This window comes from Pseudomonas sp. MIL9, from assembly GCF_016887925.1.
GTDB lineage: Bacteria > Pseudomonadota > Gammaproteobacteria > Pseudomonadales > Pseudomonadaceae > Aquipseudomonas > Aquipseudomonas mohnii.
Map to the genome: position 1 here is coordinate 34,856 of NZ_JAFEHE010000031.1, position 25,390 is coordinate 60,245.

The window sequence follows — 25,390 nt, forward strand, 5'->3', positions numbered from 1 at the left end:
GCTTAGTCCCAGTGTGGCGCGATGCCTTTGGGGCTGGTCAGGCGCTGACCGCGATCCAGACTGGCGATCAATGCCATGTCGGCATCGCTCAACTTCAGTTCGCAAGCCTTCAGGTTGCTTTCAAGGTTGGCGCGTTTCGTGGACGAAGGAATCACCGCGTAACCCAGTTGCATGGCCCAGGCCAGGGTGACCTGTGCCGGAGTCGCCTGCAGGCGTTCGGCAATTTGCCGGATAATCGGATCCTTGAGTACTTCGCCGTAGGCCAGGGTCATGTACGAGGTGATCTGGATGCCCTGGCGCTGCGCGAACTCGACCACTTTGCGGTTTTGCAGATACGGGTGCAGTTCGATCTGGTGGGTGGCGATGTGCTCGGCGCCGATGGCGGCGATGGCTTGTTTCATCAGGTCGATGGTGAAGTTCGATACCCCGATCTGCCGGGTCAGGCCCAGTTGCTTGGCTTCGAGCAGGGCGCCCATGAACTCCTCCACCGGCACCTGGTCTTCCGGCGACGGCCAGTGGATGAGCGTCAGGTCCAGGTAGTCGGTGCGCAGTTTGCGCAGGCTCTCCTTGAGACTGTCGATGAGGCGCTCCCTGGCGAAGTTGGCCACCCAGATCTTGCTGGTGATGAACAGTTCTTCACGGGCGATGCCACTGGCGGCGATGGCCTCGCCGACCTCGGCTTCGTTCTCGTAGATTTGCGCGGTGTCGATGACCCGGTAGCCCAGTTCGAGGCCGGTGCGCACCGAATCGATGACCACCTGGCCTTGCAAGCGAAAGGTACCCAGGCCGAATGCGGGGATGGACATGAAAGACTCCAGAGGTTGCAGTGGGAATGGGCGCGAGTATCCATGTCTGCATCCGAAGGAAAAACCGCTGCAATGGCAAAGCAATGTTTACTGGAAATCATGAATCCCGGGGCGGGCAGGTACATGGATGGTGGTTGTTCTGGCGCCATCGCGAGCAGGCTCGCTCCCACAGGAGATTGATGGTGCACACATGCTCACTGCGCCAGTCCCGTCTCGGTCAGGCGCTTCCACGCGCATCGTTCTCCAGATAGAACGCTAAGGCTGGTTTTTGCAGTCTAGCGCAGCAAAGGTCACGGTTTTAAGCTTTGTCCATGGCTTCACTCACCTCATCAGGAGACACCATGAAAAGCATCATCGGTATCTACACCAGTCCACAGGCCCACTGGGTCGGCGACGGTTTTCCGGTTCGCACGCTGTTTTCCTACGACAACCTGGGCAAGCACATCAGCCCGTTCCTGTTGCTCGATCACGCAGGTCCCGCTGAATTCACCCCGACGACCCTGCGGCGCGGCGTTGGCCAGCATCCGCATCGCGGCTTTGAAACCGTGACTATCGTTTACAAGGGCGAACTGGAACACCGCGACTCCACCGGCAGTGGCGGCAAGATCGGCCCTGGCGATGTGCAATGGATGACCGCCGCCTCGGGAATTCTTCATGAAGAGTTCCATTCCGAAGATTTCGGCAGGAGCGGCGGCACCCTGGAAATGGTGCAACTGTGGGTCAATCTGCCCGCCAGGGACAAAATGGCCGATGCCGGTTACCAGACGATTCTCGATAGCGACATTCCGAGTATTGCCTTGAGCAACGACGCTGGCAGCTTGCGTTTGATCGCCGGTGAATTCGATGGTCACACAGGGCCGTCGCGCACCTTCACGCCGATCGATGTGTGGGATCTGCGCCTGAATGCCGGCAAGTTGCTCACCCTTGATCTGCACGAAGGGCGCAACACCGCACTGGTGGTCTTGCGCGGCGCGGTTCAGGTCAACGGTCTGGAGTCGGTGCGTCAAGGGCAGTTGGCCCTGCTCGATCGCAAGGGCGATCAGTTGACCCTTGAAGCCAGCACGGACGCGGTGGTGCTGTTGCTCAGCGGCGAGCCGATCGACGAGCCGATCGTCGGTCACGGTCCGTTCGTGATGAACACCGAACAGGAGATCCACCAGGCTTTCGCCGACTTCCAGTCCGGCCGCTTCGGCCAGATGCACGGTTAAACCGTTTCGCTTCAACAACCCGCTCTGCACAGGACGCGTGGGCCGGTTTCCGGGCCAGGGATGGCTGTTGCCTATCGATAAGAGGAAACGCACATGAACACCGTCAATGCGGTCAACTTCAATGGCCAAAAACCGACCATCGATACCAACGATGCCGCGATGGCTGTTGATCGATCACTCGAAACTGGCCACTGATCTGACAATTGCCCGTTTGGCGCAAGCCGGGGTGGTGCCCATCGACATCATGGCTACGCTTTCTGAGCTGCAAGGCTCGTGGAACCGTCCGGACGCCGAGCAGTGGCGGCGGTCTACGCCCAGGCCATGCCGCATTATCAATTGTTGATCGAAAGCTACCTCAAGGCCCGGCAAGTGGCTAACGAACACGAATCGCTGGATTCCCAGCGCTGACCGGTTACCCCACGCCGACGTCCACTCGGCATCGATAACACGCGAGGACTACTGCAATGACGACTTCATACAAACGACTCGACAAGGATAACGCCGCCGTTCTGTTGGTGGATCATCAGGCGGGACTGCTGTCGCTGGTGCGCGACATCGAGCCGGATCGTTTCAAGAACAACGTGCTGGCGCTGGCCGACCTGGCCAAGTACTTCAAGTTGCCGACCATTCTCACCACCAGTTTCGAAACCGGCCCCAATGGCCCGCTGGTGCCCGAACTCAAGGCGTTGTTCCCGGACGCGCCCTACATCGCTCGCCCTGGGCAGATCAACGCCTGGGACAACGAGGATTTCGTCAAGGCGATCAAGGCCACCGGCAAGAAACAACTGATCATCGCAGGCGTGGTGACGGAAGTGTGTGTGGCATTCCCGGCGCTGTCCGCGCTGGCCGAAGGCTTTGACGTGTTCGTGGTGACGGACGCATCCGGGACTTTCAACGAACTGACCCGTGAATCGGCCTGGAACCGCATGTCGGCCTCCGGCGCGCAATTGATGACCTGGTTTGGCCTGGCCTGTGAGCTGCATCGCGACTGGCGCAACGATGTGGAAGGCCTGGCGACCCTGTTCTCCAATCACATCCCGGATTACCGCAACCTGATGACCAGCTACAACACCCTGACCAACAACAAGTAATCCCGGCAATACGCCTCAACGGTGGGAGCGGGGCTTGCCCGCGAAGGCGGTCTGACAGTCGACTATTGGTTGAATGTCAGAGCGCTTTCGCGAGCAAGACCGCTCCCACATTGTTTTTGTGCTGCAGGCGGAATCAAGGGAAATCAATTGCTCCTACACTGGGCCCAATGTGTGCGATCTTTTGTTCATTGTTTCGGGCTGGAGTTGCTTGATGTTGTCTTTTCTTACCGAACACCCGCTGATTTGCGCCATGGTGCTGGTGTTGATCGATCTCGGGCTGTGGCGTTTGGTCAGTGCCAATCGCAATGGCTGGAAGCTGTTGGTGCGGGTAGTGATTTTTTCATTGTTCAGTCTTCTGCTGTTCAACGAAGGCTTGAATCCGATGGAGCCGGCGCCGTGGGCCGACAACGTGCCGTTGCATCTGGCGGCGACAGGGTTGCAGATCGGTTGGTGGCTGTTCGGTGCGCGCACCCTGACCGTGTTGATTGGCGCGGCGATGATGCAGCGGGTCGGGCATACCGGGCGACTGTTGCAGGACCTGCTCGGCGCGGTGATTTTCCTGGTCGCGGTCATCGCGGCCCTGGCGTACGTGCTCGATCTGCCGGTCAAGGGCGTCCTGGCCACATCCGGCGCGCTGGCGATCATCGTCGGCCTGGCCTTGCAGAGCACCCTCAGCGATGTGTTTTCCGGGATCGTCCTCAACACCACCAAACCCTATCAACTGGATGACTGGATCTCCATTGACGGCACCGAAGGCCGGGTCATCGACATCGATTGGCGCGCCACGCGCCTGCAGACGTCCCAGGGCAGCATGGCGGTGATTCCCAATTCGCTGGCGGCCAAGGCCAAGATCGTCAACTTCAGCCGGCCCAGCGACATTTTCGGCATTTCGATCAGTTTGCAGGTGAGCCCCCATGTCCGGCCGAACAGGGTGATCGATGCCCTTGAGCGGGCGATGCAGGGCTGCCGCAAGCTGTTGACCACGCCGCCAGCCAAAGTGGCACTGAAAAGCTCCTCCAGCAGCGGCGTGGAATACGAAATCATCGGGTTTGTCGCCTCGATGAGCGAAAAACGCGAGGTCCGCAATCAACTGTTCGACCTGGCCTACCGGCACTTGCAGTCGTCCGGGGTCAACTTGCTCTCGAGCGAGGAACCCAGCACGCCGAGCAACCTCTCGCGGCCACGGGCGCTGCTCGACAGCTCACCGATCTTCTCCACCTTGCGACAGGAAGAGAAAGAAACCTTCAGCCAGAACATGAGCCTGCAAACCTTTCGTGCCGGCGAGACGATATTGGCGGCGGGGGAGGTCAGTGATCATTTGTTCATCATTGAATCCGGGGTGGTGACGGTCAGCTTGAACCGCCACGGTACGCCTTTCGAATCCGGGCGCATGGGACCGGGCGAAGTGATCGGCGAGGCGGGCATCCTGGAAGACAGTTCGGTGCCCGCCGCGTTTGCGGCGAAAACCCCGTGTGCGCTTTACCGCATCGAGAAGGAATACCTCAAACCTTGTCTGGATGCCCGTCACGACATCAACGACGCCATGCAATCCTTGCTGGATTTCCGTTTGCACAAAGCGCAGACACTGACTCAGGACGTGCCGCAGGTTGTGCAGAAAACGGGTTTTTTGCATTGGTTGCGTAATCGGGTATGAAGGGTCGTTGCAGGGTTCGTGGGGGCGGTTGACCTTTCTTCTTGCGCAAGTGGCCTCCTCGACTTCTGGAATATTGGCTATTTGTCCAAAGCGCTTCGGGCACTAACGTAGTCACACACCCACTTGCCCTGGAACACATCCCATGCAACCACGTACTGATTTCTATACCGCCAGCCCTGACGCCCTCAAAGCGATGATCGCCCTGGAAACCGCAGTTTCCAAGCTGCCGCTGGAGAAGCCCCTGATCGAGCTGGTCAAGCTGCGTGCTTCGCAAATCAATGGCTGCGCCTTCTGCATCGACATGCACACCGCCGATGCGATCAAGGGGGGTGAAACCCCGCGTCGCCTGTTCGCCGTGACCGCCTGGCGTGAGGCGCCGTTCTTCACCGAGCGCGAACGCGCTGCGCTGCTGTGGACCGAATCCCTGACCCAACTCAGCCTGACCCACGCGCCGGATGAAGACTACGAAGTGGTCAGCGCCCAGTTCACACCGAAGGAAATGGTCGACCTGACCGTGGCCATCAGCACCATCAACAGCTGGAACCGCCTGGCGGTAGGCTTCCGCAAAACCCCTCAGGCCTGATCCTCAAGTCGCTGCCGATGCGCCTCAATGGGCATCGGCACTCGGCGCGGCCGGTGGTTGCACCTTGCGCATCAAGGGCACCATCGCCGTGGCGATGACGAAGCAGACCCCGATCATCAGAAACGCGTCGCCATAGGTTTGCGTCTGGGCTTCGCGATAGGTCAACAGCCAGAGTTGATGCAGGCTGGCAGTGACCCCGACATCGCCGCTCTGTCCCAGGGCGGCGAAGTTGTTTGCGACCTGCGACAGCCACTGGTTGAGCGCCTCGTTGGTGCTGTTAAGATTTTCCGCCAGCCGGGTGAAGTGCAGGTTGGTGCGGTCATTGAGAATGGTGGCGCACGCGGCAATGCCAATCGCGCCGCCCAGGTTGCGCATCAAGTTGAACAACCCCGAAGCATGTTTCAGTCGCGCCGGTGCCAACCCGCCCAGGGTCAAGGTCACCGCCGGCGGCACCGCCAGTTGCTGGGCAATCCCGCGCAGGGCCTGCGGCAGCATCAATTCCCTGGCCCCCCAGTCATGGGTGATCGGGCTGAAATCCCACATCGACAAGGCGAACAGCCCAAGGCCGGTCATCATGATCCAGCGCAGATCGACGCGGTTGGCCAGAAAGGCGTACAGCGGAATCGCCATGATCTGGAACACGCCGGTGGAGAAAACCGCCAGACCAATGTCCAGCGCGCCGTAGCCACGCACCCGACCGAGAAACAGCGGCGTCAGGTAAATGGTGGCGAACAGACCGATGCCGGTGACGAACGAGAAGAAGCAGCCGAGGGCGAAGTTGCGGTCCTTCAAAGCACGCAGATCGACGATCGGGTTGGCCACGTGCAAGGTCCGGCCAATGAACGCCAGGCCCGCCAGGCCGCTGATCCAGGCGGTGGTCAGAATCGTGCGGTCGCTGAACCAGTTCCAGCGCGGGCCTTCTTCGAGGGTGTACTCCAGGCAACCGAGGAACAGCGCGAGAAACACCATGCTTAGGTAGTCGGCGCCCTTGAGCAGCGAGAGTTCCGGCTGATCGATTTTCACCAGGATCGGCACGGCCACGGCGACAAAAATCCCCGGCACCAGGTTGATGTAGAACAGCCAGTGCCAGGACGAAATGTCGGTGATGTAGCCACCGATGACCGGGCCGAGGGTCGGCGCCAGGGAAGCCACGGCGCCGATGGTCGCGGCGGCGATGACCCGTTGCTTGCCGCTGAAGAACACGAAGGCCGTGGTGAACACCATCGGGATCATCGAGCCGCCGAGAAACCCTTGCAGGGCGCGGAAGGCGATCATGCTCTGGATGTTCCACGCCGCGCCGCACAACAGGCTGGTCAGGGTGAAGCCCACGGCCGAGGCGCAAAACAGCCAGCGGGTGGAAAACACTCGGGAGAGCCAGCCCGACAGCGGAATGACGATGATTTCGGCGATCAGGTAACTGGTTTGCACCCAGGCGGTTTCGTCGGTGCCGGCCGAGAGTCCGCCGCCAATGTCACGCAGCGACGCCGAGACGATCTGGATGTCCAGCAAGGCAATGAACATGCCGATGCACAGGCTGGCGAAGGCGAAGACTTTGGTCGCCGTCGCCATGTTCGCCGCATTGAACGGTTGCGCCGGGGCGGCGAGGGCGCGGCTCATGGCGCGCTGGCCACGGCTGGCGCTTCAGGTTCCTTGCGCGTGTCCACTTCGGCGGTCACCGACAGGCCGGGGCGCAGGTGGCCGAGCACGCCGTCAGCCGGATCGAGGTGGATGCGCACTGGCACCCGTTGCACGATCTTGGTGAAGTTGCCGGTGGCGTTTTCCGGCGGGAGCACGCTGAACTGAGCGCCGCTGGCCGGCGCGAGGCTGTCCAGGTGACCGTGGAACTCCTGACCCGAGAGCACGTCGGCATGAATCACGACTCGCAGGCCGGGCGTCATGCGCGCCAGTTGGTCTTCCTTGAAGTTGGCATCGACCCACAAGCCGCTGGAGGGCACCACCGACAGCAGTTGCGAACCGGCCTGGGCATAGGCGCCGAGCCGTGCCCGGCGATTGCCGATCACGCCGTCGACCGGTGCGCGCAGTTCGGTATAGCCAACGTTCAACTGCGCCAGATCACGTTCGGCCTTGGCCTGGACCAGCGCGGCGCGGGCCTGCTGTTTCTGGGTGGCGATCACGTTCAACTGCCGCTGTGCCGCCAGCAATTCGGCCTGGGCGCGACTGCTTTGGGCCTGGGCGGTCTTGAAGGTGGCGTTGGCCCGCTGCGCGCTTTCCACCGAGACCGCGTTGCTGCCGACCAGTTTTTTGTAGCGCGCGTCGTCATCCCGCGAGCGGGCAGTTTCGGCGCCGGCGGCGTCGATGCCGGCGCGGGCCTGGCCGATGACGGCTTGCTGCAGTTGTTCGGTGGCGTCGAGGTTGGCGAGCAAGGCTTCCTCGGCCGCCACCGCGCCTTCGGCCTTGGCCAGGTTGGCGCGGTAATCGCGGGCGTCGAGACGAATCAACACATCGCCGGCCTTGACCTTCTGGTTGTCGGTCACCAGCACTTCGTCGATGTAACCCGCCACCTTCGGCCCGATCACCGTTACGTCGCCGCCAATGTAGGCGTCGTCGGTTGCTTCGATGAAGCGGCCGGCCGTCCACCAGTGCGCGGCGTACACGCCGGCCAGTACCAGCGCCGCCACTCCCAGCGTCGGCAGCAGCAGGCGCTTGAGCAGGGGAGACCTGGGGGTGTTCACCGGGACAGCAAGGTCGGGTTCAACGGAGGGCATGCTGGTCATGGAGAATTACCTGTCGGGAGAGGCCTTTAATTACGAACGTAATATGACGTATGTAATATTTTGTGGCAAATGGTTTTTGCGGCCGGTCGTCAGGTGGTTTGTCCAGTGGAAATAAAGAAGGTTTTGTGTGCGCTGGAGGACCCTGTGGGAGCGAGCAAGCTCGCTCCCACAGGGAATCGCTACAGGTTTACTGGAATGAAAAAGGCCGGTGATCTGCGCGATCACCGGCCTTTTTGGACCTATTGCTTAGACGCGTTCAAAAATCGCCGCAATCCCCTGGCCGCCACCGATGCACATGGTCACCAGGGCGTAACGGCCGTTGATGCGGTGCAGTTCGTGGATGGCCTTGGTGGCGATGATGGCGCCGGTCGCGCCCACCGGGTGGCCCAGGGCGATGCCCGAACCGTTCGGGTTGACCTTGGCCGGATCAAGGTCCAGTTCCTGGCTGACGGCGCAGGCCTGGGCGGCGAAGGCGATGTTGGCTTCGATCACGTCCAGGTCGGCGACGGTCAGGCCGGCGCGCTTGAGTGCCAGGCGCGTGGCCGGGATCGGTCCCAGGCCCATCAGTTCAGGCTCGACGCCGGCGTGGGCGTAGCTGACCAGACGCGCAAGTGGACGCAGGTTGTTAGCCTGGACCGCATTGCCGGTGGCCATGACCAGTGCGGCGGCACCGTCGTTCAAGCCCGAAGCGTTGCCGGCGGTGACCGAACCGTCCTTCTTGAACGCCGGCTTCATTGCGGCCAGCTGTTCCAGGGAGGTGGCGCGTGGATGCTCGTCGACGTTGAACAGCTTGGTGCCCTTGCGATCCTGGATTTCCACGGTCGCGATCTGCTCGCTGAAATAACCGTTGGCAATCGCATGGGCGGCGCGTTTCTGGTCTTCCAGCGCCAGGGCATCCTGCATTTCGCGGGTGATGCCGTTGCGATCGGCGATGTTCTCGGCGGTGATGCCCATGTGGATGTTGTGGAACGGGTCATGCAGGATGCCCAGCATGTAATCGATGGCCTGGACGTTGCCCATGCGCGCGCCCCAACGGGCCGAAGGCAGCAGGTACGGGCCGCGGCTCATGGACTCGGCACCGGCACCGATGGCGATTTCGGCATCGCCCAGCAGCAGCGTCTGCGCTGCGCTGATGATCGCTTGCAGGCCGGAACCGCAGAGACGGTTGACGTTGAAAGCAGGGGTTTCTTTCGGGATGCCGGCGTTCATCGCGGCGACCCGGGAAATGTAGGCGTCACGGTTTTCGGTCGGGATCACGTTGCCCATGACCAGATGACCGACCAGCGCCGGGTCCACGGCGGCCCGTTGCAGGGCGGCCTTCACGGCGGTGGTGGCCAGGTCGGCCGGCGGCACGTCCTTGAGTGAACCGCCAAAGGTGCCGATGGCGGTACGGGCGGCGCTGACGACGTAGATTTCCGGAGTGTTCATGGCAGGTTTCCTTTCGGTGGATTCTTATCATTACTGCGATTGAGCAGGGCGTTCAAGGCCGCTTTCGCTTCGTCGCTATTGAGGCGTTCGATGAACAACAGGTTCTCTTCACGCAGGGTGGCTTGCAGTTCGGCCATGCCGGCCTGTTTCATCAGTTGTCGCGATTGCCGCAGCGCTTGCTGAGGCATTGCCAGCAGTCGATGGGCGAGTCGAGTAGCCGCCGCCAGGCATTGCGACCCGTCGTCGAATACCTCGTTGGCCAGGCCCCATGCCACCGCTTCGCTGCCGTCCAGACTCTCGCCCAACAGCAACAGGCGCGCGGCGCGGGCCTGACCGAGCAGGCGCGGCAGCAGCAGGCTGGCACCGAACTCCGGGCACAGGCCCAGGTTGACGAACGGCATGCGCAGCTTGGCATTGCGGGTGACCAGCACCTGGTCGCAATGCAGCAGCACGGTGGTGCCAATGCCGATGGCGGCTCCACACACGGCCGCGATCAGTGGTTTTTGCAGATGGGTCACGGCGCGCATCAGGCGGAACGCCGGGCTGTCCAGATGCGTGGGTGGCTGCTGCAGGAAATCCACCAGGTCATTGCCGCTGGAAAAACAGGTCGGGCCACCGGTCAGGATGACCACGCCGACCGAATCGTCCTCGTCCGCCGCGAACAACAGGTCGGCCAGGCGCATGTACATGCCGTTGGTCAACGCGTTGAGCTTGTCGGGGCGGTCGATGGTCAGCGTCAGCACGCCATCGTGTTGTTCATGTTTGATCAGGTCGGTCATGGATGGCTCTTGCAGAGTCGGTTCGGCCGCCACTTTAAGCGGCAGGCAAACCCCGCAGCTATGACAAAACGGGTCAACCCACCTGATGCTTTTTGCCATGTGCCGTGACTTGCCCGGCAGTGCCAGTCGGTCCGCACACACCCATTCGGGGTATGGTGCCGCCTGGCGAATCGCCCAATAGTAGGTTCACCGCTCATCCAGAGCCGAACTCGCTTGATAAGGTGAATGTGCAATGCGCAAGACACTGAGGGTGATTTCCAGTCTGTTTGCTCTTCCGTTGATCATCAATGCCCAGGCCGCCGAAGTGGACGACAGCCATACGCTGCGGCTGTACAACTGGGCGGATTACATCGGTGAAAAAACCCTGTCGGACTTTGAAAAGTCCACCGGCATCAAAGTCATCTACGACACCTTCGATTCCTATGAAACCGTGCAGGCCAAATTGCTCACCGGCCACTCCGGTTATGACCTGATCGTGCTCAACGCCTCCCTCGCACCGCCGCTGATCCAGGCCAGGGTCTTCCAGCCGCTGGATAAAAAATTGCTGCCGGGCTGGAGCAATCTTGACCCGAAAGTCCTGCACGACCTGCAAGGGTTCGATCCGGGCACCGCCTACTCGGCGCCCTACACCTGGGGCAGCAACGGGGTCACGTACAACGTCGACAAGATCAAGGAGCGCATGCCGGACGCGCCGATCGGCTCGCTGGCGATGATCTTCGACCCGAAGATCGTTTCGCGCTTCGCCGACTGCGGCGTGACCCTGCTCGATGCCCCCACCGAAGTCATTCCCATGGCCTTGACATACCTGGGACGCGACCCGAGAAGCGCGGCCCCGGCGGACCTGAAAGCCGCCCAGGACTTGCTGCTGTCGGTCAGGCCGTACATCCGCAAGTTCGACTCGGTCAATTACCTCACCAGTCTGCCCAATGGCGACGTGTGCATGGCCATGACCTGGTCCGGTGACTACGCGACGGCCATGGCCCGTGCCGAAGAAGCCAAGAAGCAGATCAACCTGGCGTACTTCATTCCCAGGGAAGGCTCGCTGATCTGGTTCGACAACCTGTACATCCCGGCCGATGCGCTCCACGTCGCCAACGCCCACAGGTTTCTGGAATACCTGATGCAGCCGCAGGTGATGGCGGACGTGAGCGACTTCATCAATTACGCCAACAGCAACGCGGCGGCCACGCCATTGCTCAATGCCAGCGTGCGAAACAATCCGGCGATTTACCCCGATGAAGATGTTCGTCAACGGCTGTTTCCGCAGAAAACCCAGGACGCCAAAGACATGCGAGCCATGACACGCGTCTGGAGCACCGTGAAAAGCGGGATTTGAACGTCCAATCGTTTCGTTTGAGGTTCTTGTATGGCTACCCCCACTAAAAAAGTGTTCTCGACAGTCGAAGCGGCTGAACTGGTCAAGGCCGACAAGGCCCATCACATGCACGGCTATCACGTGTTCGACGAACATGCCGAGCAGGGCTCGCTGAACATCGTCGCCGGCGACGGCGCCTATATATATGACACCCAGGGCAACCGTTTTCTCGATGCCGTCGGCGGCATGTGGTGCACCAACATCGGTTTGGGCCGTGAAGAAATGGCCCTGGCCATTGCCGATCAAGTGCGGCAACTGGCGTATTCCAACCCGTTTTCCGACATGTCGAACAACGTGGCGATCGAGTTGTGCGAAAAACTCGCCAGCCTCGCCCCCGGCGACCTCGACCATGTGTTCCTGACCACGGGCGGTTCCACGGCGGTGGACACGGCGTACCGACTGATTCAGTACTACCAGAACTGTCGCGGCAAGCCGGAAAAGAAACACATCATCGCGCGCTTCAACGCCTATCACGGCTCGACCACCCTGACCATGTCGATCGGCAACAAGGCCGCCGACCGGGTGCCGGAGTTCGATTACGCCAACCCGCTGATCCATCACGTGTCCAACCCCAACCCGTACCGCGCCCCGGACGGCATGGATGAAGCGCAGTTCCTCGAGTTCCTGGTCAAGGAGTTCGAAGACAAGATCCTGTCGATCGGCGTGGACAAGGTCGCCGGCTTTTTCGCCGAGCCGATCATGGGCTCGGGCGGGGTGATCATTCCGCCCAAGGGTTATCTCAAGCGCATGTGGGAGGTGTGCCAGCGCTACGACATCCTGTTCGTTGCCGACGAAGTGGTCACTTCGTTCGGGCGCCTGGGCAAGTTTTTCGCTTCCTATGATGTGTTTGATGTGCAGCCGGACATCATCACCACCGCCAAGGGCCTGACCTCGGCCTACCTGCCGCTGGGCGCGTGCATCTTTTCCGACCGTATCTGGAAAGTCATCGCCGAACCCGGCAAGGGCCGCTGCTTTACCCACGGCTTCACCTACAGCGGTCATCCGGTGTGCTGCACGGCGGCGTTGAAGAACATTGAAATCATCGAGCGGGAAAACCTGCTGGCCCATGTCGACGATGTCGGCGGCTATCTGGAACAGCGCCTGGCCACGCTCAGGGATCTGCCGTTGGTGGGGGATGTGCGTTGCCAGAAACTGATGGCCTGCGTGGAGTTCGTCGCCGACAAACGCACCAAGGCGTTGTTCGCCGATGAAATCAATATCGGCGAAAAAATCCATGTGCGGGCACAGGCCAGGGGCTTGCTGGTGCGGCCGATCATGCACCTCAATGTGATGTCGCCGCCCTTGATTCTCACCTATGACCAGGTCGACGAAATTGTCGAGATCCTGCGGGTGTGCATCCTGGAAGTGGCGGCCGAGCTGGAGCAGAGCGGCCAGTATTTCGGCCAATGAGTCTTTCCGTCAGGTTTTTACCAAGGGCCGGCGCACCCGCTAGACTGCGGGGCATGAGCAAACCAGACGACGACACACTGATCGCAATGCCCTTCGGGGCGTTGCACAAATGGCATGGGGGCATGCGCGAGGCATTCGCCCATGTCGACGAGCCTGACGCCCTGCAATACCTGGCGTCAGCCCTGGCGCAACTGGTGTCCATCGAGTCGATGATGATCAGCCTGGAGCGCAAGGACCGCGCGCCCCGGTTGCTGCATCAGCGCGGGATTGCCCAGGAGTATCAGGTCTCGATACTGGAGCGCTATTTTTCCGGGGGCTACCTGCTCGACCCGTTTTGCCTGGCGGTGGAGCATGGTCTGGCGCAAGGCTTCTATCATCTGGAGGAAATCGCCCCGGACAACTTCTTCGACAGTGACTACTACAAGTCCTATTACCTGAAGGCGGGTTGTTCGGAAGACAGTTACTACATCGTCGATACGGGCAACGACACCAAGATCTCCGTCAGCCTGTTCCAGGGTTTCGGGGGGGAATGCCTGCGGGTCGATCAGCTGAACCTGCTGCGCGCCGTCGAACCGTTGGTGCGCGAGTTTGTCAGCGAGTTCAGTCAGCGTGGCCTGCTGCGCAGTCACGAAATCCAGAGCAATAACGATCAAGGCCTGCGCGATGATCTCAAGCACCGGGTGCAGTCGGCATTCGAGCAATTCGGGTGCGATGTGCTCACCGAGCGTGAGCGGGAAGTGGCGCACATGGTGCTTCGCGGCCACTCGGTGAAATCCACCGCCAGCCAGATGGGCATCTCCCCGGAAACCGTGCGCATGCACCGCAAGAATCTGTACCTGAAACTGGAAGTGGGGTCGCAGTCGGAGTTGTTTGCGCTGTTTATTGAGTGGTTGCGCAAGCACTGACTACAACGCAGAGCCAATGTAGGAGCGAGCTTGCTCGCGAAGAACCTGAGAGCACCGCGTTCATCCAGAAAGCGCGCGCCATTATTCACGTCCATCGCGAGCGAGCTCGCTCCTACAGGTGTTGCATCAGTCTTCGCGTTTAACCACCAAGGTCAAAATGTCGTAGCTGGCCACCAGCTCACCCAGCTGATTGGTGACTTCCACGTCCCACGCCACCACCCCTTGCGGGACGCCTTGCGGGCTCTTTTTGCCCTGGTCGATTTTGCGTTTGCAGGTCAGGCGTGCCTGGATGGTGTCGCCGATGCCCACCGGGTTGATGAAGCGCAGGGTGTCCAGGCCGTAGTTGGCCAGCACCGGGCCGACGCCTGGGGATACGAACAGGCCGGCGGCGGCCGACAGCACGAAATAACCGTGGGCGATGCGCTTGCCGAACTGCGATTCCTTGGCGGCGATGTCGTCGAAGTGCATGTAGAAGTGATCCCCCGACAGGCAGCCGAAGTTCACCAGATCCGCTTCGGTGACCGTGCGGCGGTGAGTCAGCAGCGACTCGCCGATCTGCAGGTCCTGGAAGTAACGACGGAACGGGTGCACGTCGGTTTCGATGACCTTGGCGCCACGCACGTATTCACCGGTCACCGCCGCGAGCATGGTGGGCGAACCCTGTACCGCCGCGCGTTGCAGGTAGTGTTTTACCGCACGCAGGCCGCCCAGTTCTTCACCGCCACCGGCACGACCGGGGCCGCCATGCTTGAGTTGCGGCAGCGGCGAGCCGTGGCCGGTGGATTCGCCCGCGCAGTGGCGGTCCAGCACCAGCAAACGCCCGTGCAATGCAGCGGCCACCGGAATGGCCTTGGCGGCGATCTGCGGATCCTTGGTCACCAGGCTGGCCACCAGGCTGCCTTTGCCGCGTGCGGCCAGGGCGAGGGCTTCGTCGAGATCGTCATAGGCCATCAAGGTGCTGACCGGACCGAACGCTTCGATATCGTGGGCGCCGCCTTCGGCATGCGGGTCGCAGGCCTGCAACAGGGTCGGGGCGAAGAACGCACCTTGACTCACGTTCTCACCGCGCGGTTCAAAACCGTCACGGGCGCCGAACAGCATGTCGCTGCTCTGCAACAGGGCTTCCAGGCGCTCGGCGACGTCTTTCTGCTGATCGTGGGACGCCAGCGCCCCCATGCGCACACCTTCCACCGACGGGTCGCCGACCACCACTTTGGCCAGGCGATCGCGCAGGCGCGTGGCCACGGCATCGATGTGTCTGGCCGGGACGATGGCACGGCGAATGGCGGTGCATTTCTGCCCGGCCTTGGTGGTCATTTCCCGGGCGACTTCCTTGATGAACAGCTCGAACTCTTCGTCATCCGGGGTGACATCCGGGGCGAGGATCGCGCAGTTCAGCGAGTCGGCTTCGGCGGTGAACGGCACCGAGTTGCGAATCAGGTTCGGGTTGACCCGCAGCTTGGCTGCGGTGTCGGCGGAACCGGTGAAGGTCACCACGTCCTGGCCTTGCAGGCGGTCGAGCAAATCGCCGGTACCGCCGATGATCAGTTGCAGGCTGCCCGCTGGCAGCAAGCCGGATTCGTCCATCAGGCGCACCACGGCTTCGGTCAGGTAGCTGGTGGCGCTGGCCGGTTTGACGATGCACGGCATGCCGGCGAGGAAACTCGGGGCGAATTTTTCCAGCATGCCCCAGATCGGGAAGTTGAAGGCGTTGATGTGCACCGCCACGCCGCCACGAGGCACGAGGATGTGGGTGCCGGCGAAGGTGCCCATTTTGCTCAGCTGCAGGGCCGGGCCTTCGTGGACGACGTTGCCCGACGGCAATTCACGGGAGCCGAGGCTGGCGTAGGTGAACAGCGTGCTGTTGCCGCCTTCGATGTCGATCCAGCTGTCGGCGCGGGTGGCGCCGCTGTGGTGGGAGATCGCGTAGAGCTGTTCCTTGCGTTCGCTCAGGTACAGGGCCAGGGCCTTGAGGCGTTGGGCACGCTGCTGGAAGTCCAGCGCCATCAGTGCGCTGACACCCTGGCGACGGCCATGTTCGATGGCTTCGGCGAAGTCCGGGCGCTCTTCATGGGTACGTGCAATTTCATGGCCGTCGATAGCGCTGCGCAGCACCTGGGCGCCGTGTTGGCCGATCCAGCGGCCGGCGATGAAACTTTGCAGGGTGGGGGCATGCAGTGCAGGTGAAGAGGACATCACGATTGCTCCAGGTTATGAAAGGTGTTGGCGCGGCGGCAACCGCGCCTTTCAGGGATTACCAAAGCGCCAGGGTGTAACCGACAATCAGCCGGTTCTCATCGATGGCGGTCTTCAAGCCATTGCCGGAACGGAAGGTCACGTTGCGCCAGCGCAGGCTGACGTCCTTGAACACGCCGCTCTGGATGACGTAACTGATGTCGGTGTCGCGCTCCCGCTCGCGGCCGTTGTCGACGCTGCCGGCCTTGACGTGGCGACCATCGGTGTAGCGCGTCATGAAGGTCAGGCCGGGGATGCCTTGCGCCGCGAAGTCATAGTCGTAACGCAGCTGCCAGGAGTCCTCGTCCGCGCGGGTGTAGGTGTTGTAGGTCACCAGGTTGACCACGTACGGATCGCCGCCGTTGAGGAACGGAAAGGCGCTGTCGCCGGACAACTGCTGGTACGTGGCACTGACCTTGTGGGCACCGTGGGACACGGTGAACATGCTGTTGAAGTTGCGGTTGTCGATACGCCCGGCCCGCTCGGCACCGTCACCCCGGCTGTCGAAATAGCGCAGGTCGCTGCGCAGGTTGAAGCCATTGCCCAGCGGCTGGGTGTGCACCAGCCCGACGAACTGCTGGCGATAAATCTGATCGAGCTTGCCGTAGTAGTAGCTCAGGTTCAGTTGCGGACTGAAGGCGTAGGTGCCGCCGGCAAAGTCGAAGTGATCACTGCTGGCGGTGCCGTAGCCGATGTCATCGTTGCTGGAGGAGTCCCGCAGGTTGGCCTTGGTCAGGCGCCCGGTGTTCACCGTCAGGCCACTGATTTCCTGGCTGGTGAGCAGGCCGCCCTCGAAGGTCGACGCCAACAGGCGGGTGTCGTTGTAGGTTGCCACCGGCAGCAAGGGTTGCAGGGTGCCGAGCTTCAGCACGCTTTTGGACACTCGCAACTTGCCGGTCAGCCCCAGTTGGCTGTACTCGTCCGCCGGTTCATGGCTGTTCGGGCCGTAGGGCAGCAACCCGGTACCCCGGCGATCCGGGCTGGAGTCGAGCTTCAGCCCCAACTCCCCCAGCGCGTCCAGACCGAAGCCGAATGTGCCGTCGGTGAACCCGGACTCGATGCGCGCGGTGAACCCCTGGGCCCATTCTTCAGCCTTGGATTGTGGTGCGTTGTCCTGACGGAAATCGCGATTGATGTAGTGGTTGCGCATTTCAATGCGGGCCTTGCTATCGTCGATGAAGTCGGCCATGGCGCTGGTGGCGACCATGGGCAGACTCAATGCGGCGGCCAGCGAAAACAGTGATTCGTAGGATGCGGTACGCGCGGGCTTCATTATTTTTGTTCCCTGCCATCAGATCGATTGTCGTTTAGTGATTGCTGGCGCCGGAGGCACCGATTCCGGTCATTGAACGGATGAACTGCGCCAGGTAACGGCCGCGTTCAAGGGCCGCACGGGGCGAGGTGTCGGTGACCGAAAATACCCAGGCACTGAAGAAGGCCAGGCTCATGGAAAACAGCGCCGGGTTGGAGTAAGGGAACAGGGCCTTGTCGTGATGCAGCACGTTGACCCATACCGCCGGGCTCAGGATCAGCAGGACAATCGCCGACACCAGCCCCGCCAGACTGCCGGTCACTGCGCCACGGGTGGTCAGGCCTTTCCAGTACATCGAGAGGAACAGCACCGGGAAGTTCACCGACGCGGCGATGGCCAGGACCAGCCCGGACAGGAACGCAATGTTCTGCGACTCGAACAACAGACCGAGGATGATTGCCAGCACGCCGATGCACAGCGTGGCAATGCGCGACACGCGAATTTCCTGCTGCTCGGTGGCCTGACCCTTGCGCATCACACAGGCATACAAATCGTGGGACACCGCCGACGCGCCGGACAATGCCAGCCCCGCGACCACCGCCAGAATGGTGGCGAAGGCCACGGCCGAGATGAAACCGAGGAACAGGTTGCCGCCCACGGCTTGCGCCAGGTGTACGGCGATCATGTTGCCGCCGCCGATGATCGCGCCGCTGGCGTCACGGAACGCCGGGTCGGTACCGACCATGACGATCGCGCCGAAGCCGACGATGATCAGCAGCAAGTAGAAATAGCCGATGAAACCGGTGGCGTAGAACACGCTTTTACGCGCTTCCTTGGCATCGCTGACGGTGAAGAAGCGCATCAGGATATGCGGCAGGCCGGCGGTGCCGAACATCATGCCCAGCCCCAGCGAGATCGCATCGATCGGGTTCGACAGCAACCCGCCGGGCGCCATGATGGCGTTGCCCTTGGCATGCACGGCGGTGGCGCCGGCGAACATCGCTTCGGTGCTGAAACCAAAATGCTTGAGCACCATGAACGCCATGAACGTGGTGCCGAACAGCAGCATCACGGCTTTGATGATTTGGACCCAGGTGGTGGCGAGCATGCCGCCGAAGGTCACGTAGAACACCATCAGCACGCCGACCAGCATGACCGCGTAGAGGTAATCGATGCCGAACAGCAATTCGATCAGTTTGCCGGCGCCGACCATTTGCGCCACCAGGTACATCAACGCCACCGTGAGGGTGCCGAACGCCGAAGTCAGGCGCACCGGGGTTTGTTCCAGGCGATAGGACACCACGTCGGCAAAGGTGTATTTACCGAGGTTGCGCAGGCGCTCGGCGATCAAAAACAGAATGATCGGCCAGCCCGCCAATACGCCCAGGGCGTACAGCAAACCGTCATAACCATTGAGGAACATCATCGCGGAGATGCCGAGGAAGGACGCCGCCGAGATCATGTCGCCGGCAATTGCCAGGCCGTTCTGAAAACCGGTCATGCCACCGCCTGCGGTGTAGAAATCGCTGGCGGAACGCGTACGACGTGCCGCCCAGCGCGTCACGCCGAAGGTGAACAGCACGAACACCAGGAACATGCCGATGGCGTTCCAGTTCAGTGGTCGGGACGCGCCGTCGGCAGCCACGGCGAAATCAGTGACTGCCGCCAGCGGCAGCAGGAACATCGCGAGAAGACGGCTCATCGGGCGCACTCCTGCTTGAGTTTTTCATTCAGCGGATCGATCACGTTGTTGGCGCGATAGACATAGAAACCGGTCAGTGCAAAGGCCAGCAGCACGATCACTACACCCACCAGCATGCCGACGCTGGTCACGCCGCCGCTGAGGGATTGGCCGAGGGTAGAAGGGGAGAAAGCCACCAGCAGTACAAAGCCGTAATAGATCACCAGCATGGCCAGGCTCAGTGACCAGTACAGTTTCTGTTTGCGACGAACCAGCTGGATGAAATCCGGGTGCTGGCCGATGAGTTCTATTTCCTGGGGGGTCATGACGCGAGCTCCTTTGTTGTTTTTGTTTTGGGTGTAACGGTGTATTCGGGTTGATCACTGAACAACTGTGGGAGCGAGCCTGCTCGCGATGGCCGTGAACGATGACGCGTGTTGTCTGGATACACGCGTTGCTCTCAGGTTCTTCGCGAGCAGGCTCGCTCCTGCAGGGGAGGCGGTTGGGGGTTAGAGCTGATCGAAATCCAGCACCACCTTGTCGCTTACCGGAAACGCCTGGCACGACAGCACATAGCCGGCGGCCACTTCGTAGTCTTCCAGGGCGTGGTTGCTGTCCATTTCCACTTCGCCCTCGATGACCTTGCATTTGCAGGTCGAGCACACGCCGGCCTTGCACGAATAAGGCAGTTCGGCGCCCTGGGCGTTGCCGGCGTCGAGGATGCTCTGGCTGTTGCGTGGCAGGTCGAAGGCCAGGGCGCGGCCGTCGCTGATCACGGTGATCTGGCTGACGGCGGCGTCGACCTGGCGCGCGGCTTCGCGGGCCTGACGTTTTTGCTGGCTGCCAGCGGCGGCAAACAGTTCGAAGTGGATGCGTTCAGGCGCCATGCCCTTGGCCTTGAGGCTGTCGCGCACGGTCTCGGTCATTTCCTGCGGGCCGCAGATGAAGGCGGCGTCGAGGGCTTTGACATCGATCCAGCGGCTGAACAGTTGCTCGCATTTCTCGGCGTTGATCCGGCCGTTGTACAGGTCGACATCCTGCTGCTCGCGGCTGAACACGAAGATCAGGTTCAGGCGTTGCAGGTAACGGTTCTTCAAATCTTCAAGCTGTTCGCGAAACAAGGCGCCGGAGCTCGAACGGTTGCCGTACAGCAGGGTGACGCGGCTGTGCGGCTCGGTTTCCAGGGTGGTCTTGATGATCGACAGGATCGGTGTGATGCCGCTGCCCGCCGCGACCGCCAGGTAGTGGCCGTGGCGCGCCGGATCGAGTTCGACGCAAAAATGCCCCGCAGGTGGCATCACTTCCAGGCTGTGCCCGGCCTTCAACTGTTCGTTGGCAAAGGCGGAAAAACGTCCACCGGCCACGCGCTTGATCGCGACACGCAGTTCGCCGTCGTTGACCCCGGTGCAGATCGAGTACGAGCGACGCACTTCTTCGCCGTCCAGTTGGGTGCGCATCACCAGGTGCTGGCCCTGGGTGAAGTGAAAACTGTCTTGCAGGTCCTGCGGAATTTCGAAGGCGATGGACACCGCGTCACGGGTCTCGGTGCGCACGTCCTTGATGGTCAGGCTGTGAAATTTACTCATTGTTGTTCTCCAGCTGGGACGGCCGATCGCCGCTCAGATGCACTTGAAATAGTCGAACGGTTCCCGGCAATCGACGCAGCGATACAGCGCCTTGCACGCGGTGGAACCGAACTCGCTGAGCACCTCGGTGTGGGCGCTGCCGCATTGCGGACAGCGGATCACCGGGCTTTCACCGAGCAGGCTGCGTTTGCTGGTGCTGCCCTCGGGCGGCGCGATGCCATAGGCGCGCAGGCGTTCGCGGCCGCTGTCGCTGATCCAGTCGGTGGTCCAGGCCGGGGTCAACCGGCGCTCCAGCTGCGGCGCCTGGAAACCGGCCTGCTCCAGTGCCTGGCGAATATCGCCTTCGATCACTTCGGTGGCCGGGCACCCGGAGTAGGTCGGCGTGACCACCACATGCAGATGGCCGGCCTGCCAATCGAGATCGCGGACGATGCCCAGGTCGACCACGCTGACCACTGGCACTTCCGGGTCCATGACCTCGGCCAGGATCGCCCAGGCAGCGGCCAGGTCGGTCGGTTGTGCCGGCCGGGCGCCGAGGTCGCTGGCGATCAGCTCACCAGGTTGCATCGGGGTACGCTCGTGGCAGGAACTGCATTTCGGCCAGCAGGATGCCCAGGTGTTCGGTGTGCAGGCCCTTGCGTGCATTGAGGTAGAAATAGCTGGGCGCGGCAGGCACGGGCAGGGTGGCGCTGGCGAAGATTTCGTTGACCTTGGCTTGCCAGGCGGCGGCGACTTGCGCGGTGTCCGGGGTGATGCCGGCCGCGTGCAGACGCTGTTCGCTGTCGTCGGCACTGGTCAGTTCGACGGTGAAACGCCAGACTTCAGGGATCGCCGCGAGCATGCGTTTGTGGCTTTCCTCGGTGCCGTCACCCAGACGCTCGACCCACTCGCCGGAGCGGCGCAGGTGATAGGTGACTTCCTTCACGGCTTTGGCGGCGATCCCGGCGATGCGTTCATCGCTGGACTGGCTCAGGCCGTTCAGCACTTGCAGGTGCCAGGCGTCATACAGGAACTGCTTGAGGATCGTCACCGCGTAATCGCCGTTGGGTTGCTCCACCAGCAGCAGGTTGCGGTAGGCGCGCTCGTCGCGACGGAACGCCAGGTCGTCGGCGTCGCGGCCGTCGTTGAGCAATTCGGCGGCGTAGTCCAGCCAGTTGCGCGCCTGGCCCACCAGGTCGAGGCCGACGTTCATCAGCGCAAGCTCTTCTTCCAGGGCCGGGGCCTTGCCGCACCATTGGCACAGGCGCTGGCCCTGGATCAGGGCGCTGTCGCCGAGGCGCAGCAGGTATTCGATCAGATCGGTCTTGTTATTCATGGTCGATCTCACATGTGCCCGACTTCGGCCGGCAGCTCGTAGAAGCTGGCGTGGCGGTAAACCTTGTCGTCCGACGGATCGAACAGTGGGTCTTTTTCATCCGGGGAGGAGGCGGTGATCAGCGCCGATGGCACGACCCACAGGCTGACGCCTTCGCTGCGACGGGTGTAGAGCTCGCGCGCGTTCTCGATGGCCATGGTGGTGTCGGCGGCATGCACGCTGCCGACATGCTTGTGGTTGAGGCCGTGCTTGCTGCGCACGAAGACTTCGAAGAGGGTCCACTCGGACATTTCAATTACTCCACATCAGGTGGCCGAATCAGGCGGCGTTCTTGTTTTGTTTTTTGCGGGCGTGGGCGACGGCGGCTTCACGAACCCAGGCACCGTCTTCAATCGCCTTGCGGCGGGTGGCGACACGTTCGTGGTTGCACGGGCCGTTGCCCTTGAGCACTTCGTAGAATTCGCTCCACTGGATCTCGCCGAAATCGTAGTGGCCGCGTTCGGCGTTCCACTTCAGGTCCGGATCGGGGCAGGTGCAGCCCAGCAGCTCGAGTTGCGGGATGGTCTGGTCGATAAAGCGCTGGCGCAGTTCGTCGTTGCTCTGGCGCTTGATTTTCCAGGCCATGGATTGGGCGCTGTTTGGCGAGTGTTCGTCGCTTGGACCGAACATCATCAGCGACGGCCACCACAGGCGGTTGATCGCGTCCTGGACCATGTCTTTTTGCGCCTGAGTACCGTGACGCATCATGGTCAGGAGGATTTCGTAGCCCTGGCGCTGGTGGAAGCTCTCTTCCTTGCAGATACGCACCATGGCGCGGGAGTAGGGGCCGTAGGAGGTGCGCTGCAAAACCACCTGGTTAACGATTGCCGCGCCATCCACCAGCCAGCCCACCGCGCCCATGTCGGCCCAGTTCAGCGTCGGGTAATTGAAGATGCTCGAGTACTTGGCCTTGCCGCTGTGCAGCTTGGCGATCTCTTCATCGCGGTCGGCGCCCAGGGTTTCCATGGCGCTGTACAGATATAGACCGTGACCGGCCTCGTCCTGAATCTTGGCCATTAATTGCAGTTTGCGTTTGAGCGTCGGCGCGCGGGTGACCCAGTTGCCTTCGGGCAGCATGCCGACGATCTCGGAGTGGGCGTGCTGGGAAATCTGCCGGATCAGGGTTTGCCGGTAGGCATCTGGCATCCAGTTCTTGGCTTCGATCTTGATTTCTGAATCGATTTTTTCCTGAAAAGCGCGTTCCTGGTCGGACATTTCCGACAGGTCTTTGATGCGCTTCACGCCTGTTTCTACGAGCTGTGCGTACATGGGGGGTCTCCCGCCGTGAATCTGTTCGAGGGCATGGAGAACTTTATAAGCGATACGGAAATTAATATCAAACGGAAAATGATGTGTCGTATTTGTTTTTTGTATCGCTTTGGGGGGAGGGGCGTTCTTTTGGGAGGGGGTATATCCATTTCTTCGGTGATGGCGGCTGGCGGTTTCGCCGTTCAGGCGAACCATTTGGAAGAGCGTAACGCCGCCCCCTGTAGGAGCGAGCTTGCTCGCGATGGTGGATAACGATGACGCGGGCTGTCTGAATGCCCGCGTTGTCCCGGCGTTTTTCGCGAGCAGGCTCGCTCCTGCAGAGACAACGCAAACCCTGTGGGAGCGAGCCTGCTCGCGATGGTGGATAACGATGACGCGGGCTGTCTGAATGCCCGCGTTGTCCTGGCGTTCTTCACGAGCAGGCTCGCGCCTGCAGAGACAACGCAAACCCTGTGGTAGCGAGCAGGCTTGCTCCTGCAGAGACAACGCAAACCCTGTGGGAGCCCGCTCGCGATGGTGGATAACGATGACGCGGGCTGTCTGAATGCCCGCGTTGTCCCGGCGTTTTTCGCGAGCAGGCTCGCTCCTACGGAAAAGCTGATGGGCGTACACCTAAAAAAATCAAAAAAAACCCCGCAAAAGCGGGGCCGTAAGGGGTGCAGCAGTCATGTTTTCGGGCGCTTGTCCATCACGTGGCAAGCCTTGCCCTCTGAACGTTTGATCGAGTGGAAAGGCTGCAAAACAATCCGAGAACTGATCCCGATATAGGTCTTGATGTGCTTGCTCAGCTCCCCGCAAACAGCTTTCTGCTGTTCGTCGCTCAGGTGCTGATGTTCGGCCTTCAACTCGACGTGCACATCAACGCTGTCCAAGTTGCCATTGCGATACAGATGAATCTCATAGCACTCGGCAAGCTGTTTGACTTTCAGCACCTGTTCTTCGATCTGCGTCGGGAACACGTTGACCCCACGGATGATCAGCATGTCATCGCTGCGTCCGGTGATTTTGTCGATGCGTCGCATCGGCCGTGCGGTGCCCGGCAGCAGACGCGTCAGGTCGCGGGTGCGGTAGCGGATCATCGGCAGGGCTTCTTTGCTCAGGGAGGTGAACACCAGTTCGCCCATCTGACCGTCCGGCAGCACTTCGCCGGTCACCGGGTCGATGATTTCCGGGTAGAAGTGGTCTTCCCAGAGGGTCGGGCCGTCCTTGGTCTCGGCGCATTCCATGGCGACGCCCGGGCCCATGATTTCCGAGAGGCCGTAGATGTCCAGGGCGGTGATGCCCAGGCGCGTTTCGATGGCGCTGCGCAGTTCGGCGGTCCATGGCTCGGCGCCGAAGATGCCCAGGCGCAGGGCCAGTTTGTGCGGGTCGATGCCCTGGCGCTCGATTTCATCGGCGATGTTGAGCATGTACGACGGCGTGACCATGATGATGTCCGGCTGGAAATCCTTGATCAGCTGCACTTGTTTCTCGGTCTGGCCGCCGGACATGGGGATCACCGTACAGCCCAGGCGTTCGGCACCGTAGTGCGCGCCGAGGCCGCCGGTGAACAGGCCATAGCCATAGGAAATATGCACCTTGTCGCCGCGACGTCCGCCTGCCGCGCGAATCGAACGGGCAACGACGTTGGCCCAGGTGTCGATGTCGTTCTGGGTGTAGCCGACGACGGTCGGTTTGCCGGTGGTGCCGCTGGAGGCGTGCAGGCGAACGATGTCATGCATCGGTACGGCGAACATGCCGTACGGGTAGTTGTCACGCAGGTCGGACTTGGTGGTGAACGGGAATTTCGCCAGGTCCTCGAGGGACTTGATGTCGTCCGGGTGCACGCCCAGGGCATCGAAACGCTGGCGGTACAGCGGCACGTTCTCGTAGGCGTGCTTGAGGCTCCAGCGCAGGCGATCCAGCTGATGTTGACGCAACTCGTCGATGCTGGCGGTTTCCAGCGGGTCCAGCACAGGATCAAGCACGGATTGGGCAATTGGCATGTTCATGACTTCACTCGAATTGTTTTTGTGTTCCAGCCCCTTTGCACAGGGGCT

General features: G+C 61.5%; 22 protein-coding genes and 1 pseudogene. 8 read left to right on the top strand and 15 right to left on the bottom strand.

Annotated elements, in window-relative coordinates:
* Positions 1 to 2: 2 nt before the first annotated feature.
* The gene (gene dkgB, locus JQF37_RS27915; protein WP_130209270.1) at positions 3 to 806 is read right to left on the bottom strand and encodes a 2,5-didehydrogluconate reductase DkgB; all 804 of its coding nucleotides are present in this window, start codon (positions 804 to 806) and stop codon (positions 3 to 5) included.
* A 341-nt stretch (positions 807 to 1,147) separates the two neighbouring features.
* On the opposite strand from dkgB, the gene JQF37_RS27920 reads away from it, so the two are divergent.
* The 5 genes and pseudogenes from JQF37_RS27920 (at position 1,148) to JQF37_RS27940 (ending at position 5,342) form a co-directional block, all read left to right on the top strand.
* Positions 1,148 to 2,014: a pirin family protein gene (locus JQF37_RS27920; RefSeq protein ID WP_130209268.1), complete on the top strand. Its 867-nt coding sequence runs from the start codon at positions 1,148 to 1,150 to the stop codon at positions 2,012 to 2,014.
* A 175-nt stretch (positions 2,015 to 2,189) separates the two neighbouring features.
* Positions 2,190 to 2,422, top strand: a pseudogene (locus tag JQF37_RS27925) (hydrolase); the annotation flags it as partial.
* Between the two features lie 56 nt (positions 2,423 to 2,478).
* Entirely contained in the window at positions 2,479 to 3,105 is a 627-nt protein-coding gene (gene ycaC, locus JQF37_RS27930) for an isochorismate family cysteine hydrolase YcaC (RefSeq protein WP_130209266.1), read from the top strand.
* A 211-nt stretch (positions 3,106 to 3,316) separates the two neighbouring features.
* Positions 3,317 to 4,759, top strand: coding sequence for a mechanosensitive ion channel domain-containing protein (locus tag JQF37_RS27935; protein WP_130209264.1), 1,443 nt, complete (start codon positions 3,317 to 3,319; stop codon positions 4,757 to 4,759).
* A gap of 142 nt (positions 4,760 to 4,901) precedes the next feature.
* Positions 4,902 to 5,342, top strand: a complete 441-nt coding sequence (locus tag JQF37_RS27940; protein WP_090323889.1) for a carboxymuconolactone decarboxylase family protein — start codon at positions 4,902 to 4,904, stop codon at positions 5,340 to 5,342.
* A gap of 24 nt (positions 5,343 to 5,366) precedes the next feature.
* Here the strand turns inward: JQF37_RS27940 and JQF37_RS27945 are convergent, their stop codons facing one another.
* The 4 genes from JQF37_RS27945 to JQF37_RS27960 form a co-directional block, all read right to left on the bottom strand.
* Positions 5,367 to 6,959, bottom strand: a complete 1,593-nt coding sequence (locus JQF37_RS27945; protein WP_130209262.1) for a DHA2 family efflux MFS transporter permease subunit — start codon at positions 6,957 to 6,959, stop codon at positions 5,367 to 5,369.
* Positions 6,956 to 8,077 carry an HlyD family secretion protein gene (locus JQF37_RS27950; protein WP_130209260.1) on the bottom strand — a complete coding sequence of 374 codons (1,122 nt, stop codon included), beginning with the start codon at positions 8,075 to 8,077 and terminating at the stop codon, positions 6,956 to 6,958. The genes JQF37_RS27945 and JQF37_RS27950 overlap by 4 nt, the downstream gene beginning before the upstream one ends.
* 246 nt (positions 8,078 to 8,323) lie before the next feature.
* On the bottom strand, positions 8,324 to 9,505 hold the full coding sequence (locus JQF37_RS27955; RefSeq protein WP_130209258.1) for an acetyl-CoA C-acyltransferase family protein: 1,182 nt from the start codon (positions 9,503 to 9,505) through the stop codon (positions 8,324 to 8,326).
* Positions 9,502 to 10,284 carry an enoyl-CoA hydratase gene (locus tag JQF37_RS27960; protein WP_130209256.1) on the bottom strand — a complete coding sequence of 261 codons (783 nt, stop codon included), beginning with the start codon at positions 10,282 to 10,284 and terminating at the stop codon, positions 9,502 to 9,504. Before JQF37_RS27960 ends, JQF37_RS27955 begins: the two co-directional genes overlap by 4 nt.
* 232 nt (positions 10,285 to 10,516) lie before the next feature.
* Here JQF37_RS27960 and JQF37_RS27965 point away from each other — a divergent pair, with 232 nt between their 5' ends.
* From JQF37_RS27965 to JQF37_RS27975, 3 genes are read left to right on the top strand one after another with little or no spacing between them, the layout of a single operon-like run.
* A complete protein-coding gene (locus JQF37_RS27965; RefSeq protein ID WP_130209254.1) occupies positions 10,517 to 11,620 on the top strand; it encodes a polyamine ABC transporter substrate-binding protein in 1,104 nt (367 codons plus the stop codon).
* 30 nt (positions 11,621 to 11,650) lie between these two features.
* Positions 11,651 to 13,069, top strand: a complete 1,419-nt coding sequence (locus JQF37_RS27970; protein WP_130209252.1) for an aminotransferase — start codon at positions 11,651 to 11,653, stop codon at positions 13,067 to 13,069.
* Between the two features lie 53 nt (positions 13,070 to 13,122).
* Positions 13,123 to 13,974, top strand: a complete 852-nt coding sequence (locus tag JQF37_RS27975; protein WP_189340442.1) for a helix-turn-helix transcriptional regulator — start codon at positions 13,123 to 13,125, stop codon at positions 13,972 to 13,974.
* Between the two features lie 126 nt (positions 13,975 to 14,100).
* Here the strand turns inward: JQF37_RS27975 and paaZ are convergent, their stop codons facing one another.
* From paaZ to paaK, 10 genes are all read right to left on the bottom strand, one after another.
* Entirely contained in the window at positions 14,101 to 16,170 is a 2,070-nt protein-coding gene (gene paaZ, locus JQF37_RS27980; RefSeq protein ID WP_130209244.1) for a phenylacetic acid degradation bifunctional protein PaaZ, read from the bottom strand.
* A 58-nt stretch (positions 16,171 to 16,228) separates the two neighbouring features.
* Positions 16,229 to 17,482 (bottom strand): OprD family porin, encoded by a 1,254-nt coding sequence (locus tag JQF37_RS27985; RefSeq protein WP_130209242.1) that lies wholly within the window; start codon positions 17,480 to 17,482, stop codon positions 16,229 to 16,231.
* Between the two features lie 34 nt (positions 17,483 to 17,516).
* Entirely contained in the window at positions 17,517 to 19,163 is a 1,647-nt protein-coding gene (locus JQF37_RS27990) for a cation acetate symporter (RefSeq protein WP_130209240.1), read from the bottom strand.
* Positions 19,160 to 19,468 (bottom strand): DUF485 domain-containing protein, encoded by a 309-nt coding sequence (locus JQF37_RS27995; RefSeq protein WP_103405847.1) that lies wholly within the window; start codon positions 19,466 to 19,468, stop codon positions 19,160 to 19,162. The genes JQF37_RS27990 and JQF37_RS27995 overlap by 4 nt, the downstream gene beginning before the upstream one ends.
* A 183-nt stretch (positions 19,469 to 19,651) precedes the next feature.
* The gene (gene paaE, locus JQF37_RS28000; RefSeq protein ID WP_130209238.1) at positions 19,652 to 20,728 is read right to left on the bottom strand and encodes a 1,2-phenylacetyl-CoA epoxidase subunit PaaE; all 1,077 of its coding nucleotides are present in this window, start codon (positions 20,726 to 20,728) and stop codon (positions 19,652 to 19,654) included.
* Between the two features lie 33 nt (positions 20,729 to 20,761).
* The gene (gene paaD / locus JQF37_RS28005) at positions 20,762 to 21,295 is read right to left on the bottom strand and encodes a 1,2-phenylacetyl-CoA epoxidase subunit PaaD (RefSeq protein WP_130209236.1); all 534 of its coding nucleotides are present in this window, start codon (positions 21,293 to 21,295) and stop codon (positions 20,762 to 20,764) included.
* A complete protein-coding gene (gene paaC, locus JQF37_RS28010; RefSeq protein WP_130209234.1) occupies positions 21,282 to 22,043 on the bottom strand; it encodes a 1,2-phenylacetyl-CoA epoxidase subunit PaaC in 762 nt (253 codons plus the stop codon). The genes paaD and paaC overlap by 14 nt, the downstream gene beginning before the upstream one ends.
* Positions 22,044 to 22,051: 8 nt before the next feature.
* Positions 22,052 to 22,333: a 1,2-phenylacetyl-CoA epoxidase subunit PaaB gene (gene paaB / locus JQF37_RS28015; RefSeq protein ID WP_007943393.1), complete on the bottom strand. Its 282-nt coding sequence runs from the start codon at positions 22,331 to 22,333 to the stop codon at positions 22,052 to 22,054.
* A gap of 28 nt (positions 22,334 to 22,361) precedes the next feature.
* Positions 22,362 to 23,351, bottom strand: coding sequence for a 1,2-phenylacetyl-CoA epoxidase subunit PaaA (gene paaA, locus JQF37_RS28020; protein WP_130209232.1), 990 nt, complete (start codon positions 23,349 to 23,351; stop codon positions 22,362 to 22,364).
* A gap of 665 nt (positions 23,352 to 24,016) precedes the next feature.
* Positions 24,017 to 25,342 (bottom strand): phenylacetate--CoA ligase PaaK, encoded by a 1,326-nt coding sequence (gene paaK, locus JQF37_RS28025; protein ID WP_130209228.1) that lies wholly within the window; start codon positions 25,340 to 25,342, stop codon positions 24,017 to 24,019.
* Positions 25,343 to 25,390: the final 48 nt, after the last annotated feature.

What these genes read in the sequence shown, in the direction of transcription:
- JQF37_RS27990 (WP_130209240.1), bottom strand. Translation starts at nt 19,163, where the DNA reads ATGAGCCGTCTTCTCGCGATGTTCCTGCTGCCGCTGGCGGCAGTCACT.
- paaA (WP_130209232.1), bottom strand. Translation starts at nt 23,351, where the DNA reads ATGTACGCACAGCTCGTAGAAACAGGCGTGAAGCGCATCAAAGACCTG.
- ycaC (WP_130209266.1), top strand. Translation starts at nt 2,479, where the DNA reads ATGACGACTTCATACAAACGACTCGACAAGGATAACGCCGCCGTTCTG.
- paaZ (WP_130209244.1), bottom strand. Translation starts at nt 16,170, where the DNA reads ATGTCCTCTTCACCTGCACTGCATGCCCCCACCCTGCAAAGTTTCATC.
- paaE (WP_130209238.1), bottom strand. Translation starts at nt 20,728, where the DNA reads ATGAGTAAATTTCACAGCCTGACCATCAAGGACGTGCGCACCGAGACC.
- paaK (WP_130209228.1), bottom strand. Translation starts at nt 25,342, where the DNA reads ATGAACATGCCAATTGCCCAATCCGTGCTTGATCCTGTGCTGGACCCG.
- JQF37_RS27940 (WP_090323889.1), top strand. Translation starts at nt 4,902, where the DNA reads ATGCAACCACGTACTGATTTCTATACCGCCAGCCCTGACGCCCTCAAA.
- dkgB (WP_130209270.1), bottom strand. Translation starts at nt 806, where the DNA reads ATGTCCATCCCCGCATTCGGCCTGGGTACCTTTCGCTTGCAAGGCCAG.
- JQF37_RS27920 (WP_130209268.1), top strand. Translation starts at nt 1,148, where the DNA reads ATGAAAAGCATCATCGGTATCTACACCAGTCCACAGGCCCACTGGGTC.
- JQF37_RS27970 (WP_130209252.1), top strand. Translation starts at nt 11,651, where the DNA reads ATGGCTACCCCCACTAAAAAAGTGTTCTCGACAGTCGAAGCGGCTGAA.
- paaB (WP_007943393.1), bottom strand. Translation starts at nt 22,333, where the DNA reads ATGTCCGAGTGGACCCTCTTCGAAGTCTTCGTGCGCAGCAAGCACGGC.
- JQF37_RS27995 (WP_103405847.1), bottom strand. Translation starts at nt 19,468, where the DNA reads ATGACCCCCCAGGAAATAGAACTCATCGGCCAGCACCCGGATTTCATC.
- JQF37_RS27965 (WP_130209254.1), top strand. Translation starts at nt 10,517, where the DNA reads ATGCGCAAGACACTGAGGGTGATTTCCAGTCTGTTTGCTCTTCCGTTG.
- JQF37_RS27950 (WP_130209260.1), bottom strand. Translation starts at nt 8,077, where the DNA reads ATGACCAGCATGCCCTCCGTTGAACCCGACCTTGCTGTCCCGGTGAAC.
- paaD (WP_130209236.1), bottom strand. Translation starts at nt 21,295, where the DNA reads ATGCAACCTGGTGAGCTGATCGCCAGCGACCTCGGCGCCCGGCCGGCA.
- JQF37_RS27935 (WP_130209264.1), top strand. Translation starts at nt 3,317, where the DNA reads ATGTTGTCTTTTCTTACCGAACACCCGCTGATTTGCGCCATGGTGCTG.
- JQF37_RS27985 (WP_130209242.1), bottom strand. Translation starts at nt 17,482, where the DNA reads ATGAAGCCCGCGCGTACCGCATCCTACGAATCACTGTTTTCGCTGGCC.
- JQF37_RS27955 (WP_130209258.1), bottom strand. Translation starts at nt 9,505, where the DNA reads ATGAACACTCCGGAAATCTACGTCGTCAGCGCCGCCCGTACCGCCATC.
- JQF37_RS27945 (WP_130209262.1), bottom strand. Translation starts at nt 6,959, where the DNA reads ATGAGCCGCGCCCTCGCCGCCCCGGCGCAACCGTTCAATGCGGCGAAC.
- JQF37_RS27975 (WP_189340442.1), top strand. Translation starts at nt 13,123, where the DNA reads ATGAGCAAACCAGACGACGACACACTGATCGCAATGCCCTTCGGGGCG.
- paaC (WP_130209234.1), bottom strand. Translation starts at nt 22,043, where the DNA reads ATGAATAACAAGACCGATCTGATCGAATACCTGCTGCGCCTCGGCGAC.
- JQF37_RS27960 (WP_130209256.1), bottom strand. Translation starts at nt 10,284, where the DNA reads ATGACCGACCTGATCAAACATGAACAACACGATGGCGTGCTGACGCTG.